The sequence below is a fragment of the Asprobacillus argus genome, from assembly GCF_032248395.1.
Lineage (GTDB): Bacteria > Bacteroidota > Bacteroidia > Flavobacteriales > Flavobacteriaceae > Polaribacter > Polaribacter argus.
This window is the reverse complement of record NZ_JAVTTO010000005.1, coordinates 1-21,945: the sequence shown is the minus strand read 5'-3', so window position 1 is coordinate 21,945 and position 21,945 is coordinate 1. Positions and strand designations below refer to the sequence as shown.

Annotated in this window: 18 protein-coding genes; 4 read left to right on the top strand and 14 right to left on the bottom strand. The window is 35.5% G+C overall.

All coding sequences use genetic code 11. The features are described from left to right. The 10 genes from RQM59_RS12705 to RQM59_RS12660 all read right to left on the bottom strand — a co-directional run bounded on the left by RQM59_RS12705 (position 1) and on the right by RQM59_RS12660 (position 9,013). Positions 1-1,626: an NADH-ubiquinone oxidoreductase-F iron-sulfur binding region domain-containing protein gene (locus tag RQM59_RS12705; RefSeq protein ID WP_349242503.1), complete on the bottom strand. Its 1,626-nt coding sequence runs from the start codon at positions 1,624-1,626 to the stop codon at positions 1-3. A 240-nt stretch (positions 1,627-1,866) separates the two neighbouring features. Continuing rightward, positions 1,867-3,066: a class I SAM-dependent methyltransferase gene (locus RQM59_RS12700; protein ID WP_349242502.1), complete on the bottom strand. Its 1,200-nt coding sequence runs from the start codon at positions 3,064-3,066 to the stop codon at positions 1,867-1,869. Position 3,067: 1 nt separating this feature from the next. Next, the gene (locus RQM59_RS12695; protein WP_349242501.1) at positions 3,068-3,457 is read right to left on the bottom strand and encodes a hypothetical protein; all 390 of its coding nucleotides are present in this window, start codon (positions 3,455-3,457) and stop codon (positions 3,068-3,070) included. Between the two features lie 31 nt (positions 3,458-3,488). Further along, the gene (locus RQM59_RS12690; protein WP_349242500.1) at positions 3,489-4,571 is read right to left on the bottom strand and encodes an AI-2E family transporter; all 1,083 of its coding nucleotides are present in this window, start codon (positions 4,569-4,571) and stop codon (positions 3,489-3,491) included. Between the two features lies 1 nt (position 4,572). Continuing rightward, positions 4,573-5,826, bottom strand: a complete 1,254-nt coding sequence (locus RQM59_RS12685) for a hypothetical protein (RefSeq protein ID WP_349242499.1) — start codon at positions 5,824-5,826, stop codon at positions 4,573-4,575. Further along, on the bottom strand, positions 5,810-6,727 hold the full coding sequence (locus RQM59_RS12680; RefSeq protein WP_349242498.1) for an ATP-grasp domain-containing protein: 918 nt from the start codon (positions 6,725-6,727) through the stop codon (positions 5,810-5,812). Before RQM59_RS12680 ends, RQM59_RS12685 begins: the two co-directional genes overlap by 17 nt. Before the next feature lie 71 nt (positions 6,728-6,798). Continuing rightward, complete coding sequence (locus RQM59_RS12675; protein WP_349242497.1) at positions 6,799-7,461, bottom strand: pyridoxamine 5'-phosphate oxidase family protein; 663 nt, start codon at positions 7,459-7,461, stop codon at positions 6,799-6,801. 50 nt (positions 7,462-7,511) lie between these two features. Next, entirely contained in the window at positions 7,512-8,144 is a 633-nt protein-coding gene (locus tag RQM59_RS12670; RefSeq protein WP_349242496.1) for a LysE family translocator, read from the bottom strand. Between the two features lie 58 nt (positions 8,145-8,202). After that, positions 8,203-8,493, bottom strand: coding sequence for a DUF1272 domain-containing protein (locus RQM59_RS12665; RefSeq protein WP_349242495.1), 291 nt, complete (start codon positions 8,491-8,493; stop codon positions 8,203-8,205). Between the two features lies 1 nt (position 8,494). Then, positions 8,495-9,013 (bottom strand): DinB family protein, encoded by a 519-nt coding sequence (locus tag RQM59_RS12660; RefSeq protein ID WP_349242494.1) that lies wholly within the window; start codon positions 9,011-9,013, stop codon positions 8,495-8,497. Positions 9,014-9,095: 82 nt separating this feature from the next. Here RQM59_RS12660 and pdxR point away from each other — a divergent pair, with 82 nt between their 5' ends. After that, on the top strand, positions 9,096-10,586 hold the full coding sequence (gene pdxR, locus RQM59_RS12655) for a MocR-like pyridoxine biosynthesis transcription factor PdxR (protein ID WP_349242493.1): 1,491 nt from the start codon (positions 9,096-9,098) through the stop codon (positions 10,584-10,586). Here the strand turns inward: pdxR and RQM59_RS12650 are convergent. The 4 genes from RQM59_RS12650 to RQM59_RS12635 are packed head-to-tail and all read right to left on the bottom strand — an operon-like array spanning position 10,558 to position 14,146. Then, positions 10,558-11,427, bottom strand: coding sequence for an RluA family pseudouridine synthase (locus tag RQM59_RS12650; protein ID WP_349242492.1), 870 nt, complete (start codon positions 11,425-11,427; stop codon positions 10,558-10,560). The two genes, pdxR and RQM59_RS12650, sit on opposite strands and share 29 nt — an antisense overlap. After that, the gene (locus RQM59_RS12645) at positions 11,428-11,847 is read right to left on the bottom strand and encodes a VOC family protein (protein WP_349242491.1); all 420 of its coding nucleotides are present in this window, start codon (positions 11,845-11,847) and stop codon (positions 11,428-11,430) included. It abuts the gene before it with no gap. Positions 11,848-11,858: 11 nt separating this feature from the next. Beyond that, positions 11,859-13,547, bottom strand: coding sequence for a gamma-glutamyltransferase (gene ggt, locus RQM59_RS12640; protein ID WP_349242490.1), 1,689 nt, complete (start codon positions 13,545-13,547; stop codon positions 11,859-11,861). Between the two features lie 5 nt (positions 13,548-13,552). Continuing rightward, positions 13,553-14,146, bottom strand: a complete 594-nt coding sequence (locus RQM59_RS12635) for an acyl carrier protein phosphodiesterase (RefSeq protein WP_432208145.1) — start codon at positions 14,144-14,146, stop codon at positions 13,553-13,555. Positions 14,147-14,509: 363 nt separating this feature from the next. Between RQM59_RS12635 and RQM59_RS12630 the strand changes: the two genes are divergently transcribed. The 3 genes from RQM59_RS12630 to RQM59_RS12620 all read left to right on the top strand — a co-directional run. After that, positions 14,510-16,342, top strand: a complete 1,833-nt coding sequence (locus RQM59_RS12630; protein ID WP_349242488.1) for a histidine kinase dimerization/phosphoacceptor domain -containing protein — start codon at positions 14,510-14,512, stop codon at positions 16,340-16,342. Next, positions 16,339-17,040 (top strand): LytR/AlgR family response regulator transcription factor, encoded by a 702-nt coding sequence (locus tag RQM59_RS12625; protein WP_349242487.1) that lies wholly within the window; start codon positions 16,339-16,341, stop codon positions 17,038-17,040. The genes RQM59_RS12630 and RQM59_RS12625 overlap by 4 nt, the downstream gene beginning before the upstream one ends. A 509-nt stretch (positions 17,041-17,549) precedes the next feature. Then, positions 17,550-21,945 (top strand): beta strand repeat-containing protein (locus RQM59_RS12620; RefSeq protein ID WP_349242486.1); only part of this gene is annotated, 4,396 nt, incomplete at its 3' end.

Genomic DNA, 21,945 nt, shown 5'->3' with positions numbered 1-21,945 from the left:
TTAGTTGTTTATGAAGTATTCATTCAATTCTTCCTGAAAATATTGTAATGCATTTTTAACAGGTAGTGGCACTCCACCACCTAATGCACACAACGAACCTATTTCTAATGTCTCCAAAAGGTCATCAAATAATTGTCGATCTATTTTGTAATCAGAATTTTGTGCTTTTTGAAGCATTTCCATTCCTCTGTGTGAACCTATCCTACAAGGATAGCACTTACCGCAAGATTCATCTGCTGTAAATTCCATCAAATGTTCTAAGAATTTAACCATTGGAAAATCAATAGGGATAGATACAAAACTTGCATGCCCTAATAAAAAACCATTGGTTCCAAGTGATTCAAAATCTAAAGTTAATTCTGGAATTTTATGCATCGGAACAATTCCTCCCAAAGGACCTCCAATTTGCAATCCTTTCACTTCCGATTTAAAACCACCTCCAAAATCTTCAAAAATGGTTTGTAAAGGTGTGCCCATTTCTATTTCATACATACCCGGAGTATTGAATAAACTATCTAAAGAAACTAATTTGGTCCCAGTAGACTGTTTTGTTCCTAGTGAGGCATATGCTTCTCCACCATTTTCTAATATCCAATGCACATTGGCAAATGTTTCAACATTACTCAATACAGTTGGTTTGCCATATAAGCCGTATTGAGCAGGATAGGGAGGTCGTACACGAACTTCTGGCCTTAATCCTTCAATAGAACTCAATAAAGCCGTTTCTTCTCCACATACATAAGATCCTTGTCCACGAATAATTTTAAATGTAAATCCATTTACTAAATTTTTCTCTTTAAGAGCTAGTATGGCATCATTAACAATTCTAATAGAATCTGGGTATTCCCCTCTAATATATAATACTCCCGTATTGGCGCCAACGATAAGTCCTGCCATATACATTCCGAATAACACCTTATGTGGTTGATGTTCCATCAGATACATATCTGAATAGGCACCAGGGTCTCCCTCGTCTGCATTACAGACGATATATTTTTGGTCGCTATTTTCTTTAATCACGGCATCCAACTTGAACCAAAAAGGGAAGCCAGCACCACCACGACCTCTTAAATTTGAGGTCTTTAATTGCTGAATACAAGCTTGAGAATCATTTTTGTGTTGATCTGCAAGTGCATAGAAATTTGAAATATCACCTATTTGTGATGTTAAAATCGCGGTTGTATTTGCCGAAACTTGGTAGGAATTTTCTTGATACTCTTTCGTGTTGATAATTGCATCAAGAGATTCTTTTGTGTTAGCATTATACGTTTTATCATCAAACATAAATGCTCCATTACTATGGCAACGACCTACACATGCAGCATGTCCTATTTCTGATTCATCAAAATGCTTTTCTAAATTTTTGTGAAGGTTATGTTGTGTGTTAGCAACCATACAAGCCGTTCCACTACACACATGGATTTTTTTGTTCTTGTTTTCCTCTCTAGTAAAATCATAAAACGAACTAGTTCCTACTACTACAGAATCGTCGATCATAAATCGTTTAGAGATCGCTTGTAACTCTTCTTTGGAATCGCTCTTTTGAGAAGCGTCAGCAATATTTTCAAAAAGATTCTCTTCTAACTCTTTTCGATAGGATAAAGTACGTATGTTTTTGTTTGCCATTATATATTTTATATATGGCTAAAATTACTAAATTTCTATGAGTTTATAATATCTAGGAAGTTTAAATATCATATTTAGAAGTTTTGCCTGAAAAAACAAAAGCCTTGAATAAATCAAGGCTTATGAAGTGTTTTATACCCCTAAAATAAAACACTTTATGTGTAACTCCGAGGAGTTATTGGTTCAAAAGTAATACAAAAAAATTAAAATCCTAAAAAAAAATGCTTTTTATATGGTTGCTTATGAGTGTTTTAGTACATTTTTAACACAATTAAGAACAATCAAGTTATCGTGTATATCTGTCGAAAAGAACAGGTAATTTTCACCACCATCTTTAAGCTTTAGCTCCTTTCTGATATGCGCTACGCTTTTAGGGAAGTTTCTGGTTGTGATATTAGCCTTGTTAAAAACTAACTTTCTTTTCAGTTTTTTGTCGTAAGGTAAGACCTCAGTAACATTAAAGATTCTTCCTGGAAAATCCTCAACAAGTACATCACTAGTATACAAATGAGAATGTCGATGAATTTTATCTAACTTCAATTGAACCGCGATTTCATTAAACCCTCCTGATTTTAGCACGGCTGCATTGGGTTCGTATATGTATTTTTTTGGGGCTGCATAGTGGGCCTTTTCTTTTGATGTATGCGGAAAACTAAATTTTTGTATTTGATTTTTACTGAAATTAACCGTATGTATCATAATAGTTGACTGATACCCTTTTTCTAACAGAAATAGTAATTCCTTCACATCATTATTGATCGCTACAATATGAATTTCTTTAACGAATGCTAATTCTTTGATAGTACTGGTAATATCAAGAATAGGGGAATTCTTAATCAATATAGTGTTCGATCTTTCAAATAAGAGCTCTAGATTTTCAGGGATGTTTGGTTGACAATCTCCTAACAGAAAAACTTTACCTTTTACATCATCTCTACGAGAAGGATCTACATAAATAGAATCGAACTTCTTCTTAGAATGCTGTATAAATTTAATCCCATCTCCAGAAATGGTTTCAATATTTGATATCCCTAGTTGCTTGTTGTTATATGAAACAATCTCTGATAATTCGGTGTTTACTTCGCAGTGGGTAACGTTTTTAAATTCTTTTGAAAAATAAAAAGCATCAATACCAAACCCTCCCGTTATATCAATTAAAGAATTTCCTGAAACCAACTTACTTTTATATGCTGCCGTGATCTCGGATGAACTTTGTTCAATACTCAACTTGTTGGGATAGTAGATCATGTCTGAATTGAACCAGGTGGGGAGCTTCTTTCTTGATTTTTGCCTTGCAACAATCTGATTAGCTAATTCTTGTACCGATATATCGGTAAAAGGACTGCCTTTTAAGATTAGTTTTGTAATATCAGAAGTAAGGTTCTTAGCTATAAATTGCTGTACTTCTTTTTGTAATATGGATGTGTTTAACCTTTCCAAACTAATCTTTCTTTAAAGAGACAAGACCGTGAATTGAAATGCCTAAAAGCACAAGGTACAGGCTCATTCTTGTTAGTGGTCGTTCAATATGTTCTGTGGGTAATTCGGTAAAAAAACCATAGATCACTAGAAAACTAGCTATAAATAGTATAACGGAACCCAACCATTGTATTTTTCTAAATATGACATTTTTAATTCTTCTAAAATAAGATCCTAAGGCAATATGAATAAGGCCAAATAATAATATATATAAATGACCTGCGCGAAACAAAGCTCTGTTCATTTGCTCCATACCTTTTAAATGATCATAATTATGATGCATATACTGACCTGTCAAAATAAATATAATGACAATACTAATTCCTAAGTAAAAATGGATTTTTCCTAGCATAGGTTAGATATTACTACTCAATTGCACAGCGTTAAATGTCCTTTGTTAATGACTTAACAATTTTATTCTCAGATAAGAACTCTTTTAAAATTACTTTCAGTACAGTATATGTTGGCACTGCGATAATCATTCCAAGAGGTCCCATTAATAAACCGCCAATAATGATCACTAAAAAAATCTCGAGCGGGTGTGATTTTGTGGTCTTGGAAAATATAAGCGGTTGACTGAAGAAATTGTCTATTAACTGAGCTATTACATAACCAATCATTACATAGGTAGTGGTTGGCAAAATTTCCGACTGAAAGTCCTGACCTAAATTACTCGTCATCGATAAAATGATCATTAAGAATGCACCAATTAATGGCCCTACATATGGTATAATGTTTAGTAGTGCACATAGAAATGCAATGACTACTGCATTAGAAATTCCAAATATTAAAAGGATTATTGTGTACAGCACAAATAGTATAGTAATTTGTAACATTAATCCTAAGAAATACCTAGATAATAAATCATTAATTTTTTCTAAGGAATGTGAAAATCTATTTTCTGTACCACTTGGAATAATGGCAAGTACTGAGTTTTTGAATATTCTACTATCCTTCATGAAAAAGAATGAAATAAACAGCACAGAAAATAATCCAACACTTAGAGATCCCATAGCTCCAACAATAGAGTTTAGTACTTCTGGTATTGACTTTAATCCTGAGAAAATATCTGCGCTTTTCAGTTCGCTAAGAATATCAATATTTTTCGATTCAAAATATGCGTTTACCTGTTCCATAATACTTGAAATGTTACTTTCAAGATCGGCCGTCTTTAAAAGGGAGAGGTTTCCTCCCTGCTCAACTACTAAAGGAATAAACATACCTATTAACCCCATGAGAAGCGCCAGAAAAACGACCATAGATGTTATTACTGCCAGTGTATTTGGGAATTTTAATTTTCTTCGTAGGAAAATAATCAAAGGCCTAGCTATTAACGCGATAACAGCAGCAATAGCGATGTATACCAAAACTGACTGTATCATATACAGGAAATAGCATAATAACGCAATTCCTACTACAATGGCTAAGGCTCTTAGTATACCGTTTGAAATAATTCTTGAATTCATCTTAATTATATGCTTTTACATCGCCCATACTTAATTTCCTATTACCAGAGAAGGTATGATTTTTGGGCAATAAAGTACCTGATTCAGTGGTGATCCATTCTTCCCAGGTTGCAGGAGTTCCTACCATTTTCATAGAAGGCACATACATCTTATAACTTTTTGGAACATAGTTAGAATCTACAATCCATGTGTAGGAATCTCCAGGAGTGGTACCACCCGTAGTATATTTCACGTTGAGAGCTTCTTTGTTATCTTCTATAACAATACTACGTATAATTCCAGGTTCATACAACTTATGAGGAGCTACCAACCAAAAACTGTCATTATTGAATAGGTCCCAAGCCCTTTTTACAAAACTATCTTTATTTTGAGTTTCTACACCTTTTAAAAATGCCTTGCTTTTATCTAAATTATTCGGATGTAAAATAACCTTTACGTCGTTCCATGAAACTTCAACGATATGTTCCTGTTTATCCCATTTATAATGTCTTCGTCCTCCGAAGCTCCAATCAATATAACGCGTGTTCTTATACGCTTCGTGTTTAATTGCTTTTAATATGTTATTGGCTAAGGCATCGGCATTCGGATTATAAGCTTTTACTTCACCCATATCTAACTCCATACCGAATAAAGAAAGGGTATGTTTTGAAGGAAGCCTAACACCAGAATCCATGGTGTTTAAAGTATTCCAAGTTGCCGAAACACCTCCAATAGGAATAATTTTTACCCACATTTTATAAGAAGTGGGAAGATAGTTAGAATCTAATGTCCATAGATAAGAGTCTCCTGGAGTACTGCCTCCAGAAGTATAGGTTACCATTAAAGCGTCTTTCCCATCTTGTTTAACGATACTGCGTTCAGTTCCTTGATCAAATACTTTATAAGGGGCTACTAGCCAAAAGCTATCATTATTAAAATAATCCATGGCTTTTTGAATGACTTCTTTATTGTTCCCTTGGCTTTTGGTATGATCATTTAGGTCCAGAACAACAGTTTGATTATTCCAAGATACTTCTACTTTTCCTTCTTGTTTTTTCCATTTGTAGTGATGTTCTCCTCTAAAACTCCACTCCAAAACTTCGGTGCTTTTAAAGGCATCATTGTTCATAGCGGAAAGCATTTTTAATGCAAGAGTATCTGCCTCTTTACCTTGTATGCCTTCAGGCAAAGGTTCATTTTTAACAAAATAATATATGAGTGCTACTAAGATCAGGATCCCTAAGAGACTTCCCAGTACTTTAAGAAATTTCTTCATATTGTTTGATTCTATTTTTAATACCTTTTGCTAGCTCCATTGCTGCCTCTGGATGATTACGAAACCATAATTCTGGTTCGATCAATTCCAGCTCAGCCAAGGCTAACTTGTTTTGATTGTCTAAAAATACATCAACTCTTGCATATATTGGCATTTCTATACATGATTTTACGGCATTCTCTGCGTATGCAATCTCTTCAGCACTCGCCATGTAGTCCTGAATGGAGCCTCCATAGTCGTCTTGAACTCTAAAATCTCCTTCCTTAGCGATCTTTAAAATAGCATGTGTATAGATACCATTCATCACCATCAAAGAAATTTCGCCTTTAGAGACAATGTTATGTTGAAATGGTTGTAACATCATAGCCTCATGTTGAATCAATTTAGAAAAGATCTCCTCATGTTCATCAAGACTTTCTATATCAATTTTATAGGTATGACGAGCTCCACCAGATATACATGGCTTTAAAACGAAATCATTTAGATCGTAACGTTTTACTAGTTCTTTTAAGGAAGCAGTTTCTCCAGGTTCAACAAAGTAGGTTTCACAAATATGCACACCATTATCTTGAAGGTCTTGCATATAATGTTTATCAATATTCCAACGAATTAGGTTTTCGGAATTAAGAAGAGTAGTAACTTTACTTACTTCATTTAACCAAGCAGAAAATTCTTGATATCGATCAAAATAATCCCACGTCGTTCTAAAAATGATGAAATGTGTAGAGGACCAATCGAAATTCGGGTCATCCCAAGACCTTCTAGAAGCGTTCATTCCTAATTTTTCTAGAGCTTCCTTCAAGAGGTTATCCTCCAAGTATACATTTTGACTGTATTGATCCACTTTTGATTCATCTGCATAACGTGGATCAGTTAAAATAATAACATCGAATTTTTTCATATGTGCAATGTACTCTGTAGCCTTAATGTAAGCAATAAAATAAATGGATTTATCAAGTTTTCTTTATTTGTTTAATATTTGTACTCTTCGTAATAGCGCATTACATGATCGGGGATCTTAATTCCTGACTTTAATTGATCATCGGAAACAGGATATTCAGCAATTTGTTTTAAAGGAACGATTCCAGCCCAAACATCCAGATTATAATCTTCTGGTTCATCATTTACTCCTACATCTCTGATCTTAGCCGAAGCTGTTTCAATGGTCATTTCAGCTACCAACGTTCTATCCAGTTCTTCCTGATGCATAGAACGAATTCCATCCCAACGTCCTGGCATCATATGATCCATAAAACATTTTAAGCCTTCTTCTTTTGCTAGATCATCTTCTAAATTCTTCAAGGTTCCGAACAGCGTGGCTGATCTATAATTTACAGAATGATGTAAACCAGACCGCGCTAGAACTAACCCATCAAGGTGCATTACGGTCATCGATATTTCTTTTGCTTTTAATAGAGAAGTTAGCATTCTATTGGCTTGAGAGCCGTGTAGGTAGATCTTATTACCTTTTCTACCATACCCCATAGGAATGGAAATAGGTTTACCTTCAAATATATAGTTCACAAAACCTATAAAACCAGCATCTAAAATAGCATCGATCTTTTCTACATCGTATGTGGCTCTATTTTGACCTCTTTTAATTCTGTTTATTTTTGATTTTTGATATTCCTTCATAGTATCTATACTTAAAAATATTGTTCTTTCTTTAGTAACTTTATCAATCGTTATTTTGCTTTCGTGAATGCCATTTTAATAGCCAGTCCTGATAAAACAGATGCCATAAACCACTTTTGAATTTTTAACCAAATAGGTTTTTTTGAAAACCAACTAGCCATTTTAGCCGCAGATACTACGATCAAAAAATTAACAATAAAACTTATCATAATTTGAATGATACCCAATTGAAAACTTTGTCCTAAAATAGAACCGTATTCAGGTTTTATAAACTGAGGAAAAAATGAGAGGTAAAAGATGGCCATTTTTGGATTCAGTACATTGGTCAGTAACCCGGCATTAAATAGTTTAATAGCACTATCTGCTTTTAGTTGATTACCCGCCTCAAATATTTTGTTGTTTGAAGTAGCGGTTTTATAAGCCAGATAGAGTAGGTATCCCACTCCTAGAAACTTGACAATCATAAAGGCATACGGAACGGCAAAAAAGATGGCAGTCAATCCGAAACTTACCATTAAAATATGGAATAAGAATCCGCACATAATTCCGAATAAAGAAATAATTCCTGCTTTCTTTCCTTGTGATAAAGATCTGGAAATTAAATAGATCATGTTAGGTCCTGGAGATAGTACCATAATAAGTGCTGCTAATGCAAATAGGATCATTTCGTTAATAGGCATCATAATTTTTTAGGTTTTAGTGCTGTAAATAATCATGTATACAATCAGAAAATCTGAATTTTCATCTTTTATGAGGTTCAATATGCTTAAATTTTTCTGACAATCTTTTCGCTTTTTCAAGATCTTTTTTATCGAGTACTATCTTATCAGAAGCAGCATACTTTTCAACCATTTTGCTAGGACGAATGGGGCGTTCTACAAAATTCCCGGCACAACTGGGACATACGTTTTCAAAGATTTCCAAAGCACAAGTTTTACAATAGGTACATTCAAAACTACATATCATAGCTTCTGTTGAAGTATTGGGTAAATCTTTACCGCAATGCTCACAATTGGGTCTAATTTCTAACATCTTATAAATATCGTTCTTTTATAACATCCATATGCCAAATGTCGTGTCCAATAATAGTGAATGCTGCTGCTCTGGCCGACATTTCTCCTCCGTTCGAATTTCCTATGAATTGCAGATTTGTGTCTGTGAGGCTGTTTAATAATGCTATGGAGTTATTTCTATTGATGATAAACTCATTCAGCAGATCGTCGAGAGATTTTTCATTTGCTCCAGAGGGAGTGATGTAAATATTCTGATCAAAACCAGCTAGAGGTGTTGTATCCTTTCTGGCTATTCTAAAACAGCGATACATAAAGATTCTTTCTGTATCTATCAAATGTTGCAAAATTTCTCTTATACTCCATTTATCTGTTTGATAACGGTAGGTTCCCTTTTCTTTAGGAATAGATTTAAAAAAAGTGACTAGGTTTTTCTGCCCTTCCTTAAACCCATTTCTTAAAGAGGTGTTTGTATCTAATTTGTCCAAATATCTCTTGTAATAGATGTCAAATTCTTCTGATGTAAGTTCGGATTTTATCATTGTTCTTGCTTTTCTAATTCAAATCTACTAGATTTATGGACTTTTATTTTCATCCAGAATTAATATTTTCAGTAGTCCAGATATGTTTCCTTATAAAACAAGTTTTTCACTGCAACGCGATCAGGGGCCATCGCTATATCTTCAATTGTCAAATCAATTTATAACATTGATAAAGAATAGAACGTTACCTCCAAAAACAAAGCTGCCCAGTAGTAGAAATTTAGCAATGTTATTAGGAGTTCATAGAAAAACGGTTGTAGCGTGTTATGATGAGCTATTACTGCAAGGTTGGGTAGAGAGCATTCCGAAAAAAGGCACCTATGTTCATGCGGATCTGCCAATTTTGCATCAACAGGAATACCTATTAGATGATAAAGAGTTTTGTAGTAGTAGCGCAAACTTCACCTTTAAAAAAGAAGCATTACTGGAAAGAAAAACCTTCAATACTGAAAAAGATTGGACCGTTGTAGATGATGGAATTTCTGATGTTCGACTGACTCCTTTAGAAGAAATAGCTAGAACGTATAGGCGATTAGCAGGAAAGAAAAGCACTTTAGAAGCATTGACGTATGGTCCTACTCATGGAAATTCAAAATTAAGAAAAGCGCTGGCTGAATACTTGAATACTACAAGAGGGTTACATATTTCGGAGGAGCAAATACTGATTACTAGAGGGAGTCAAATGGGGATATTTTTAGCATCCAGATTACTGTTAACAGAGCACAGTAATGTGATTGTCGGAAATACTAATTATATAGCGGCGGATGTAACTATTAAAGAACAAAAAGCGAATTTAGTTCGTGTTACTGTAGATGAAAATGGACTAAACACACAAGAAATAGAGGAAGTGTGTAAAAGGAAAAAGATCACAGCAGTTTTTGTGACGTCGCATCATCATCATCCCACTACGGTAACGCTTTCCGCCGAAAGAAGAATTCATTTATTGAATTTGGCAAAGGAGTATCAATTTGCCATTATTGAAGACGACTATGATTACGATTTTAATTACAATCATGCGCCTATTTTACCATTAGCTAGTCATGACACACATGGAAATGTAATCTATATAGGGTCTATTTGCAAAACGGTGGCTCCAGTTTTCAGAATAGGATATTTGGTTGCTCCAAAAGATTTTGTGGACCAGGCAGCGAAGACTAGAAGGTATATAGATAGACAAGGGGATGCTTTACTTGAACTGACATTTGCAGATTTTATAAAAACAGGAGATTTAGATCGACATATTAAAAAGATTCTAAAAGCGTATAAGATCAGAAGGGATCTGTTCTGTAAACTTTTAAAAGAAGAGCTGGGAGATGCATTTTCTTTTCAATTGCCTAAGGGAGGAATGGCGGTTTGGGTAGCCTTGAATAAGAAATACTCCTGGGATATAGTATGTGAGAATGCTAGAAAATTTAAATTAGAAATAGGAGATTGGAGGCGTTACGATATGGAAAATAGTGGGCATAATGCTATTCGTATTGGATTTGCAAGTATGAATGAGGATGAGATCAGAAGATTCGTTGATAGATTAAAAAAAGCTTTTATCAGAATGCAAAGTCAGGAAAAATCTTGATGAATTTTTTAGGCAACTTACTTTCTACAACCACATACTCTTCCGTAAAAGGATGTGTGAATTCCAATTTACTCGCATGCAAATAGAGCCCTTTCCTTTTTAGGATAAGCCCTTCTTTTCCATATGCTGTATCTCCCAGTATAGGGTTATTCAATTCAGACATGTGTTTTCTTAACTGATGTTTTCTTCCTGTTTCAGGAGAAAGTTCAACCAAGTTCAATTCTTCAAACCGATTAGAAGTAACGGATTGAAGTACTTTAAAATGGGAAACCGCTTCTTTACCGTCCGTAAGAGATTGTATTCTTCCAATTTGAGTCATGGAACCTATAGTAATAGCATGATAGGTTTTATGAACTTTCCTTTGCTCAAATAAAGAGTTTAGTGCTAAGATGCTTGCACTTGTTTTGCCGATTAATAAAAGACCGGTTGTAGGATAGTCCAATCTATGCACAGGTCGTGGTCTTACCATGTCAGTCAGATTGCTTTTAGCTAGATTTTGAACTAATGCATTATCAATACTTTTGAAGGTATTTCCGCTCACCAAAATACCTGCAGGTTTTTCTATGATTGCTAAATAATCATCTTCAAAAGCAACAGATAGCGATAGTGTAAATTGTTTTTTGGGAGTAGCAGTGTCTTGCTCCAGTAGTTCAATTTTTTCTCCTCCATTGAGTAAAATACTGGTTGAAGATGTTTGATCATTTACAAGAATCAAACCTTTTTTGATTGCCTTCTTCAGCGCTGATCGTGTAGGGATGGTTGTAAAAATATTAACAGCGTATTCTTGGATTCTGATCGCTTTTTCCTGAGGAGGAACAATATGCGTTTCCTTAGTTTGCATTTAAGTAGTAAATAATTGATCAATGTCTTTAAAAGCTTTAAACTCTAAAGCATTCCCTTCAGGGTCGTTAAAAAACATGGTTGCCTGTTCACCTATTTTTCCTTGAAAACGAATGGTAGGAGCAATGATGAACTTTGTTCTTTTTCTCTGCAGTCTTTCAGCAAGTATGGTCCAGTCTTCCCATTGCAGCACCACTCCAAAATGCGGTACAGGTACATCGTGCCCGTCTACTGGATTTGATATTCTCTGAGGTTTGTAATCGTCTTTTTGATGGATAACTAATTGATGCCCAAAGAAATTAAAATCTACCCATTGGTCAGAACTTCTTCCTTCTTTACACTGCAAAGCATCTCTATAGAATGCTCTACATAATTCCAAATCTTTTACGGGTATCGCTAAATGAAAGGGTTGAATGCTCATAATGTTATAATTTAAAATCCAACAGCAGTATCATCTCCACGAGGATCAGCTCCGCCTTCTAGTTTTCCATTTTTTAGGACTAAAATGGCGTCTACTTTTCCAATCACACGAGAGTTACGTTCATCAATAACATATCCGAGACCTCCTAGTTCCGCTTTAGTAATCGAGTCAAATTTGTTTGGTTCAATCATAACCACGTCAGGGAGCCATTGATGATGAAATCGAGGTTGATTTACAGCTTCTTGCATACCCATACCATATTCATGCACATTTAAGATGGTTTGCAAAACCGAGGTAATAATAGTGGATCCCCCAGGTGAGCCCACTACTAAATGTAAATTTCCATCTTTTTCTACAATAGTAGGTGTCATGGAGCTGAGCATTCTTTTTTCTGGCGCGATCTCATTCGCTTTAGCACCTACCAATCCGTACGAGTTTGGAACTCCAGGTTTACTACTAAAGTCATCCATTTCATTGTTTAAAAAGAAACCTAAATCGGCACAATACAATTTGGAACCAAAACCACCATTTAAAGTTGTTGTGACAGACACTGCATTTCCAAATTGATCTACGATTGAATAATGCGTAGTTTCATTACTTTCTATGATCTCGATGTTCCCATAAGATACATCACTAGACTTAGTGGCATTCTCAAAAGAGAAATCAGACATTCTATTTTTAGTGTAATTTTTACTGATCAGGGTGTCCAAAGGAATTTTAACAAAATCGGGATCTCCTAAAAAGAAACTTCGATCGGCGTATGCCCTTCTTTCCGCTTCTGCAATAATCTGAATAGTTTTAGTAGTATTATGACCATAAGATGCTAGATCAAAAGGTTCAACCCCATTCATAATTTGTGCTAAACAAACTCCCCCGCTGGAAGGTGGAGACATAGAAATTACTTTTAAATTATCATATTCAAAAGAAACAGGGGTTCTCCATTTGGCTTCGTATTTACGAAGATCTTTCAAGCTAATAATCCCTCCACTTTCTTGCATGAATTGTACAAAACGCTGTGCAGTTTCCCCTTTATAAAATTCATCGCGACCATTTTTAGCAATACGTTCTAATGTGTTTGCTAAAGCATTATACTTAACTGTATCTCCTTCCTTAATATTTTTATTGAAAAGATTAAAACCAGGATTTACTAATTCAAACGCTTTTTGATATTTTTTTATTCGAGCCTCTTGTTTTTTAGTAACGATAACTCCTCTTTTTGCCAAAGCAACCACGGGTGCAATAATCTGTGCAGGGGATAATTTCCCAAATCTTTTTTGCGCTTCAAAAACACCAGCAACAGTTCCAGGAACACCCACAGCCATGGCACCTACGGTGCTTTTTCCAGGAATCACATTTCCATCCACATCTAAATACATATCTCTGGTAGATGCTAATGGCGCTTTTTCGCGATAATCCAGTGCACCAACGTCTCCATTCTTCATTCGATAGACCATAAATCCACCACCGCCAATATTTCCAGCGTAAGGATACGCTACCGCCAACGCTAATTCAGTGGCCATCATGACATCAAAAGCATTTCCTCCTTTTTGCATTATTTCAACACCTATTTTAGAAGCTTCTTCTCGGGCGGAAACTACCATACCTTTATCAGCAACTACTCCGGTTATCTTGGTTGTTTGTTCTAGCTTGCAATTATATAATAAGAAAGAAATAAGGGTTAGTAAAATATATTTTTTCATAATGTCTATGCTGATTGTATGTCTTTTAATTTTTGATGTGAAAAGATACATAATTCTTGAAAAAAAGCGACAAAGTCTTCTTGAAATTCCTTGTCTAGAACTACAAGATCTTCTATGGCTAGATTCATTTGAGCTCTATTTTTGGTACGCCTGTTCATACCATTCATTACGCGTGCAATTCCTTCTTTGAATTGATAGTTGTACAACCAATTATGCTCTATCATAAAAGGGAGCATGTATTGCGTTTTTTCAGGAAGAATGTCAAAGTTATTTTGAAGTAATTTATACACTTGATCTACATAAAGATCGAGAGGTATAGCTGAGTAGTTATTCCAGTTTTTGGCTAGGTAATGATCATAAAAAATATCGATAACAACTCCGGCATACAAACCATATCGTTTATGTAGTCTTCGCTTACTTCTTCGCACAATATCATGCGCATCTGTGAACGTATCGATTTCTCTATGTAGTCGAATTCCTTGTTGGATCTCAGGATGTAAATGTGTAAATTGATTTCCTCGAATACTATCTGCAACAAAATTTCCAATCATAATATTGGTATTACTTTCTGATAAGTAGAGGTGAGCAAGGAAATTCATTTGCTAAAAATAGCTAAAAAGGACGACCTAATGATTATGATTTTTCAATTCATATAAAATACTAATAGCGGATGCAAATATTTGTAATGAGAACAATACTAACACACTATTTAATGGCTTCCGTTTCGATAGTTAACAGAAAACATAGGTAGTTTCACATTTCTTGGCTTTAATTTGATTTAAATTAATATTTTTAACCACAATCTCACTTAAATATTATAGATCATCAAAAAGACAAGTGCACATATTGTCAAATTTACGTTGTACATATGCTTTATATGCTTTTACTCATCATATGGTATAAGTCAAACTTTTGATGGGAGAAATGTAAATAATAAGCAAGATTTTAAGGAGTCTCAGCGTGTGTTGGATACGATAAATGATAATTATGCAACACTTAAGAATTATTTTTCAAGTTTTGACAAGGCAATTGAGTATAATCTAAAAGCGATTGATTGGGCAAAAGGAAATGAAACCGTTGATGAAATTATTCTATCCAAATTTAACCTATTAAGGATATATTTTACAACAAACGCTCACGATGAAGCTGTAGTATTATCAAAAGAACTACTGGCGTATCCCGAAATAAAAGATTCTATACTGGCGACGAGAATTTTATTTGGATTGAAAGAGGTATACAGGAAGACTGAAAAATTCAATGAATTTTTGAAAATACTTCCGATATATTATGAAACAAGCGAAAAGGTAGGATACCCTGTAAGTGGAGGAAGTGTTTATGAAAGTGAAGTTGCCTATGTGCATTATCGATTAAATAATTATGAAAGAGCCATAGAGTCCTATAAGAAAAGCGCTAAAAAGTATGAAGAGCGAAAATTGTATTTATTGCAAAGCAGTTCATTGAACAACATTGGGTTGTGCTTTAGAAACATGAAGCGAAAGGATAGTGCTCACCATTATTTTAACAAAGGAATTAAAGTTCTTGAGTTTTTGAATTCAACACCAGAAGGGGGCCATCCTTATGTAAATTATTTTGAAGATGTTTTGAGGACGAATGCAGAAGAGACATCGTCTGAAGCAGACAATGCGAATAAACTCATGTTTTTATATAAAAAGGAACTGAAACAAGCTAAAGGGTTTAACGAATTGAATATAGTTATTGATGCATACAATGGGTTGGGTAAGCTTTTTTTGAATCAAAAAAAAATTGGGTTATCCCTGAAATATATAGACAGCGCCGAAACTAGTTTACAATCCTATGTGTACCCCAAGGCAAAGTCCGAAATGCTAGAGTTAAAAGTAGAAGCACTCTTATTGAAAGGAGATCACGAAAAAGCCAATTCCTATTTCAAACTATATAATAAGTATTCAGACTCTTTGAATAAAGTTAAGATAGACAAGAGCTTTATGAGCGGTGTACTAAAATATGAGACGGATATCAAAGAAAAAGAGCTGGAAGAGGCAAAAACACTTTTTGAATCTCAGCGTAGAATTAATTTATATCAGAAGATAGGATTAATAGGCTTATTTGGAATGCTTGTTTTTCTTTATTTTACGTTCTTTAAAATACGAAAAGACAACCGAACCATACGGGAACAAAAAATAACTGTAGATAGAGCATTGGCGGAAAATAAAATACTTGTTAAAGAGGTGCATCATCGCGTAAAAAATAACCTACAAGTTGTTGCCAGTTTGTTACTGATACATGCTAAAAAGAATAAAGGGTTTAATTCTGAAGAGATTTTGGCGCAGTCACAACATCAGATACAATCGATGTCTTTAATACATGAAATGCTATATCAAAAAGATGATATTATCGATATTCAAATGCAAGAGTATTTAGAAAAATTAAGTAGTAGTTTATTGACAGCTTATCCGAACAAGAAGATAAAAGTGACTGTTCTTGCAAACGAAATTTCGTTGCACTTGGATTATGCGAATCCGATAGGATTAATTATCAATGAATTGATGACCAACTCAGTTAAACATGGGTTTAAACAAATGGATACAGGAGAGGTTTTTATTAAAATAAGTAGAGATAAAGACTTGTGCGAACTTATTTATTCTGATAATGGGGTTGGTATAAAGAAAGACAAACTTAACCTAAAGAAGAATAAAACCTTCGGCAGTAGATTAATAACGTCGTTAGCAGAAGAGATGAATGCCTCTGTAAATATTGTAAATGATACAAAGCTTACGTATACATTTACTTTCTTAGATAAAAATAATGCGATATGAGTGGAGAAAAAACGGTTTTTGTTGTAGAAGATAATGGACTTAATAGAATTTCTCTAGAAACAATATTAGAAGATAATGACTTTAATATAGTTGGCTCTTATGCCAATGCTGAGGAGGCCTGGGAGGCGTTAAAAAACACTCAGGTAGATATCGTTTTAATAGACATCAATTTAGCTGGAGACAAGGACGGTCTTTGGCTGGGAAGCAAAATTAGAAAACACAATAACATGGCCTTTGTTTATTTAACCGCATATGGAGATAAAGAAACAATCAATAAAGTTAAAAAGACACAGCCCAATGGTTACCTCATGAAACCATACAATGAACCAACATTGTTAACAACTATTGATATTGCTATAAATAATTTTACAAATTATAAAAAGACGAGTACCAGTATTTATATAAAAGATAATTATGTTCGGGTTAAATTGATTTTAGAGGATATTAATTACATTCAATCTGATGGCAATTATTTACATGTTTTTTTAGATCACAAAAAACATATGATTCGTGCTAAGCTTAGTGATTTTTTAGAGCAACTTCCAGAGACTCTATTTACTCAAGTACATCAACGTTATGTTATAAATTTTTCTAAAGTAGACCTGATGGGAAACGGTTTTGTCATGATTTCAAAAGAAGAAATTCCTGTATCGAGACGTTATAAAGCAAGGGTCGAAAAATTGTTGACTTCGTTCTAAAAAGACATGTAGTCAAACTTCACAAAAACGGATATAAGATTCACATAATTTTGTTAACCTGAATGAAATAGGAGATTTTTGTGTAGACCTGAAACATTCTTCAACCGGAAAAAATGTTAAAAAGACTACCAGGTTTTCAATATGAAATATGTGCCCAAAGTGTAACAGAGAGAACAAAAAATCTTTCATGCAAATGATCTTTCCTAAGATCTATTCTTGCAAATGTTTTAATTGTAGAGAAAGAACTATTTGGGTATTGTTTTTAAATAAAAAGATCATTCTAAATCAAAAGTCCTTGTTAAAATAGAATCGTTCAAACTTCACAAAAAAACATAAATTCTTCACTTTTTTTTGTGAATGCTTAAATTATCACTAATTTGAAAGGATTAACTATGTCGCTTATTTTCAGGTACTTGTCAAAGAGATAATTGAGAACTCTTTGAATTAAATTAATACTAAATATTCCCCCCGAATGTGAGAGGGGTTTTTGTAACTAAAACCAAACCACCATGAAGAAAATTACTTTTCTTAAGACCCTTGTTTTTTTATTTTTTACAATTTTTTCTTTTGCTCAAGAAATCGGAACCAACGATTTTCGTATCTCAGATATGGGTACAGATGGTGTCACCAGTATAGATGGTGATAGAGCTGCTATCGCATATAATTCAACAACTGGACAGTATCTTGTTGTATGGGAAGGAGATGATGTGGATGGAGAGCAAGAAATCTACGGACAACTAATTAACGCTACCACAGGAGCTGAAGTAGGTTCAGATTTCAGAATTTCTAATATGACTTCAACCGGAGTTACCATCTACAGAGGAAGCGCACCTAGCGTTGCATATAACTCCACTACGAATGAATTTCTAGTTGTTTGGACTGGAGATACAAATTCTGGAGGTTTAATTGACGGAGAGACCGAAGTTTGGGGACAAAGAATCTCAGCCGCTGGAGCAGAAGTAGGAACGGATTTTCGTATTTCCGATACGAACGGAACAGGAAACGTCCTTGGATTATCTTCCAATGCGAAAGTAACATGGAATGCTACAGATAATGAATATTTAGTGGTATGGTCAGCAACAGACCCAAGCTTAGGAATGACCTATTTAGAATTTGAAATTTTTGGGCAACGATTAAGTAGTGTAGGAGCAGAGGTAGGTACGAACGACTTCCGAATTTCTGATATGGGAGGTACTGGAACAATAGATCCAGATGCAGCACACCCAGATGTGGTATGGAATAGTACAAATAACGAATATATGGTGGTGTGGTACGGATCAGAAAGCACAGCTAATGGTTTTGAGATTTATGCACAACGATTAACCAATGCAGGAGCAGAAACGGGCACCAATGATTTTGTCATTTCAGATATGGGAGATGCAACCACAACGTATTCGGCTTTCAATCCTGAAATTGCGTATAACTCAACTAATAATGAATATTTGGTGGTTTGGCAAGCGGATGACAATGGTGCTCCAGTAGTAGATAATGAAGTAGAGATTTTTGGACAACGTCTTAGTAACGTTGGTGCAGAAGTTGGTACAAATGATTTTAGAATTTCTGTAATGGGAAATGATGCTGAGGCTACAGCAACAACAAGAGATAATTTTAGAGGAGGTCAACCAGATGTTGCTTGGAACGCTTCCAATAATATGTATATGGTAGTATGGGAAGGAGAGGATGATAGTCAGGCCTTGGATGATGGAGAGGTAGAGATTTTCGGAAGATTGATTTCAAACACCAATACATTACTAGGTTCTCAATTAAGAATAAGTAATTTAGGAGGAGAAGGGAATTCTAACTTCGATGCCGGATATCCCAGGGTAGCGGTAACAGGTACAGGTAGTGCCTTAATTGTTTTTGAAGGAGAAAATGATACAGGTTCTTTAGCAGATGGAGAAGAAGAAATCTGGGGGCAAGGCTTTACAGTTTCTGTAAGTAATTCTGCACCCATAGAAATTTTCCCGAACCCTCCAACTATCGAAAGTGGGACTACTTCAGGGACAAAAATTTCAGATCTTTTTGTAGTAGATGCAGATCAATCAAATACGTTTACATATACATTGGTAGCCGGTGCTGGAAGTACAGATAATGCTTCTTTTGCTATTTCAGGTACAGAACTACAAGCAAATACTACTTTTAATTTTGCTACGAAGAGCACCTATAATTTGAGAATTCAGGTAAGCGATGGGACCACGACCTATCAAGAAGCGCTGGTAATGACGGTAAATGCGCCGGTAACAACTTTGGTAGGTGATGACTTTAGAATTAGTAATATGGGACCAGCATCGAATACTAATTACGATGCCAATGCTCCTGATGTTGCTTTTAACAGCACCGATGATCAGTTTTTAGTCGTTTGGCATGGAGACAATGGGACAGACAATAAAAACGAAATTTATGGAGAAATCCTTAAAGGAAGTGATGGAACCACGGTGGTCAATCAATTTTTAATTAGTTCCAATGTAGCAGGAAATGCAGACTATGATGCATCTTCTGTAAAAGTAGCTTATAACTCAACCAATAACCAGTATTTAGTGGTATGGGATTCGGATGACAATACTGGAGGTATGGTCAATGATGAATATGAAATTTTTGGACGCATTGTAAATGCGAATGGAACACTTTCTGGAAGTCAAATTAGAATTAGTGATGCAGGTGGAAGTGGAACTACGACAGCGGCGGCAAGTGACCCAGATGTGGCGTATAATGCAACCAACAATGAATATTTAGTGGTTTGGGATGCAGATGATACGGATTCTGGTGTTGCAGATAATCTTAGAGAAATCTATGGGCAACGAATTAGCAATGTAGGGGCAGAAATTGGTACAAACGATTTTAGAATTTCAAACTCAACACTTACGGCAGATTCTGATGCCAACGACCCTGCAGTAGCATGGAACTCAACGAATAATGAATATTTGGTGGTTTGGGATGCTGATCCTGTAAATAGCCATAATGATATTATTGGACAGCGGATTAGTAATGTCGGTACTGAAATAGGTGCGGACTTTGTTATTATTGACGCCGGAGCTTCTACTAGTTTTGATGCAGATGTAGCCGCAGTAGTATACAACGCTACAAATAATCAATTTTTAGTAGCCGCAGACGCTGATACTGCTTTAGATGGAAAAAATGAAATCTACACGCAGCTGGTTAGTAATACAGGAACATTAGTTGGTTCCATAAACAAAGCAAGTGATCATGTTGCAGGAGATGCTCTTTATGATGGAACAGATGTTGCACTAGCCTATTTACCGGATGCTGGAGAATATGTGGCAGTTTGGGAGGGAGAAAGTAACGATGGAGGACAAATTGATAATGAGTTTGAAGCCTATTTACAAAGAATAACTAACCTCAATGTAGATACAGGAATAGATGACGAAAGAGTAAGTGCTGTTGGAGGAACTGGTAGTAATTTAACTAGAGTATTGGCTGTAAACGCAGCTTATAGTACGGTTTCCTCTAGATTGTTAGTCGTTTGGCAGGCAGATGACACCAATTTTACAGTAGTAGATAATGAAAATGAGATCTTTGGACAAATATGGAAGATTCCAAGTGCAGGAGACACAACGGCTCCAGTATTTGAGAACAGTACCCCGAGTTCTTCTTCGGTTACTCAATCAGGTTTTACTTTGGGAACCGATATTGACGAAGGCGGAAGTATCTATTATGTGGTGGTTGCAGATGGAGCTTCAGCTCCAAGTTCAGCAGAAGTAAAAGCAGGTACAGCATCAGGAGGAGGTTCTGCAGTGACTAGTGGAAATGCAGCCGTAAGTACAGGAGGGTTTACCAATAATTTTAGCGTTACTGGTTTAACAGCAGGAACAGCTTACGATGTATATGCGGTAGCAGAAGATGATGAAGGGTCACCTAACTTGCAAGCATCTCCAACTAAGATAGATGTAACTACTACGTCTCTGATCGCCCTAACCATAACTGGGTTAACTGGTAATAACAAAGTATATGATGACAACACGACAGCTTCAGCTTCGGGAACAGCATCGCTATCAGGAGTTTTAGGAGGTGATACGGTAAATTTAACTGGCTCACCAACATATACATTCGCATCGGCTAATGTAGGCACAGGCATTACTGTAAACACTTTAGGCTTTACCATAAGTGGTGCAGATGCTGGTAAATATACCTTAACGCAACCCACCTTATCAGCAGATATTACAGCGGCAACATTAACAGTGGTCGGTTTAACAGGAGATAATAAAATATATGATGGTACCACTGCAGGTACTGCTACGGGAACGGCAACGTTGTCTGGGGTTGTCGGTGCAGACGATGTATCTATAGGAGGATCACCAGTCTTTACCTTTGCAAGCGCTAATGTCGGTACTGGTATTACTTTGAATACATCCGGATATACAATTAGTGGAACGGATTCAGGAAATTATACATTGACCCAGCCCACCATATCAGCAGATATTACAGCGGCAACATTAACAGTGGTCGGTTTAACAGGAGATAATAAAGTATATGATGGTACCACTGCTGCTACGGCAACTGGAACGGCAACGTTATCCGGAGTTATTGGTGCGGACGATGTATCTATAGGAGGATCACCGGTGTTTACCTTTGCATCGGCAAATGTAGGCACAGGAATTACCATAAATACGTCGGGTTATACGATTTCAGGAACAGATTCTGGAAATTATACCTTAACGCAACCCACCTTATCAGCAGATATTACAGCGGCAACATTAACAGTGGTCGGTTTAACAGGAGATAATAAAATATATGATGGTACCACTGCAGGTACTGCTACAGGAACGGCAACGTTGTCTGGGGTTGTCGGTGCAGACGATGTATCTATAGGAGGATCACCAGTCTTTACCTTTGCAAGCGCTAATGTCGGTACTGGTATTACTTTGAATACATCCGGATATACAATTA

Coding starts and splice junctions, on each gene's coding strand:
- RQM59_RS12685 (WP_349242499.1), bottom strand. CDS start 5,826: ATGAAGAAATTTCTTAAAGTACTGGGAAGTCTCTTAGGGATCCTGATC.
- RQM59_RS12665 (WP_349242495.1), bottom strand. CDS start 8,493: ATGTTAGAAATTAGACCCAATTGTGAGCATTGCGGTAAAGATTTACCC.
- pdxR (WP_349242493.1), top strand. CDS start 9,096: ATGTTTCCTTATAAAACAAGTTTTTCACTGCAACGCGATCAGGGGCCA.
- RQM59_RS12670 (WP_349242496.1), bottom strand. CDS start 8,144: ATGATGCCTATTAACGAAATGATCCTATTTGCATTAGCAGCACTTATT.
- RQM59_RS12695 (WP_349242501.1), bottom strand. CDS start 3,457: ATGCTAGGAAAAATCCATTTTTACTTAGGAATTAGTATTGTCATTATA.
- RQM59_RS12680 (WP_349242498.1), bottom strand. CDS start 6,727: ATGAAAAAATTCGATGTTATTATTTTAACTGATCCACGTTATGCAGAT.
- ggt (WP_349242490.1), bottom strand. CDS start 13,547: ATGAAAAAATATATTTTACTAACCCTTATTTCTTTCTTATTATATAAT.
- RQM59_RS12635 (WP_432208145.1), bottom strand. CDS start 14,146: ATGAATTTCCTTGCTCACCTCTACTTATCAGAAAGTAATACCAATATT.
- RQM59_RS12660 (WP_349242494.1), bottom strand. CDS start 9,013: ATGATAAAATCCGAACTTACATCAGAAGAATTTGACATCTATTACAAG.
- RQM59_RS12705 (WP_349242503.1), bottom strand. CDS start 1,626: ATGGCAAACAAAAACATACGTACTTTATCCTATCGAAAAGAGTTAGAA.
- RQM59_RS12675 (WP_349242497.1), bottom strand. CDS start 7,461: ATGAAGGAATATCAAAAATCAAAAATAAACAGAATTAAAAGAGGTCAA.
- RQM59_RS12690 (WP_349242500.1), bottom strand. CDS start 4,571: ATGAATTCAAGAATTATTTCAAACGGTATACTAAGAGCCTTAGCCATT.
- RQM59_RS12625 (WP_349242487.1), top strand. CDS start 16,339: ATGAGTGGAGAAAAAACGGTTTTTGTTGTAGAAGATAATGGACTTAAT.
- RQM59_RS12650 (WP_349242492.1), bottom strand. CDS start 11,427: ATGCAAACTAAGGAAACGCATATTGTTCCTCCTCAGGAAAAAGCGATC.
- RQM59_RS12645 (WP_349242491.1), bottom strand. CDS start 11,847: ATGAGCATTCAACCCTTTCATTTAGCGATACCCGTAAAAGATTTGGAA.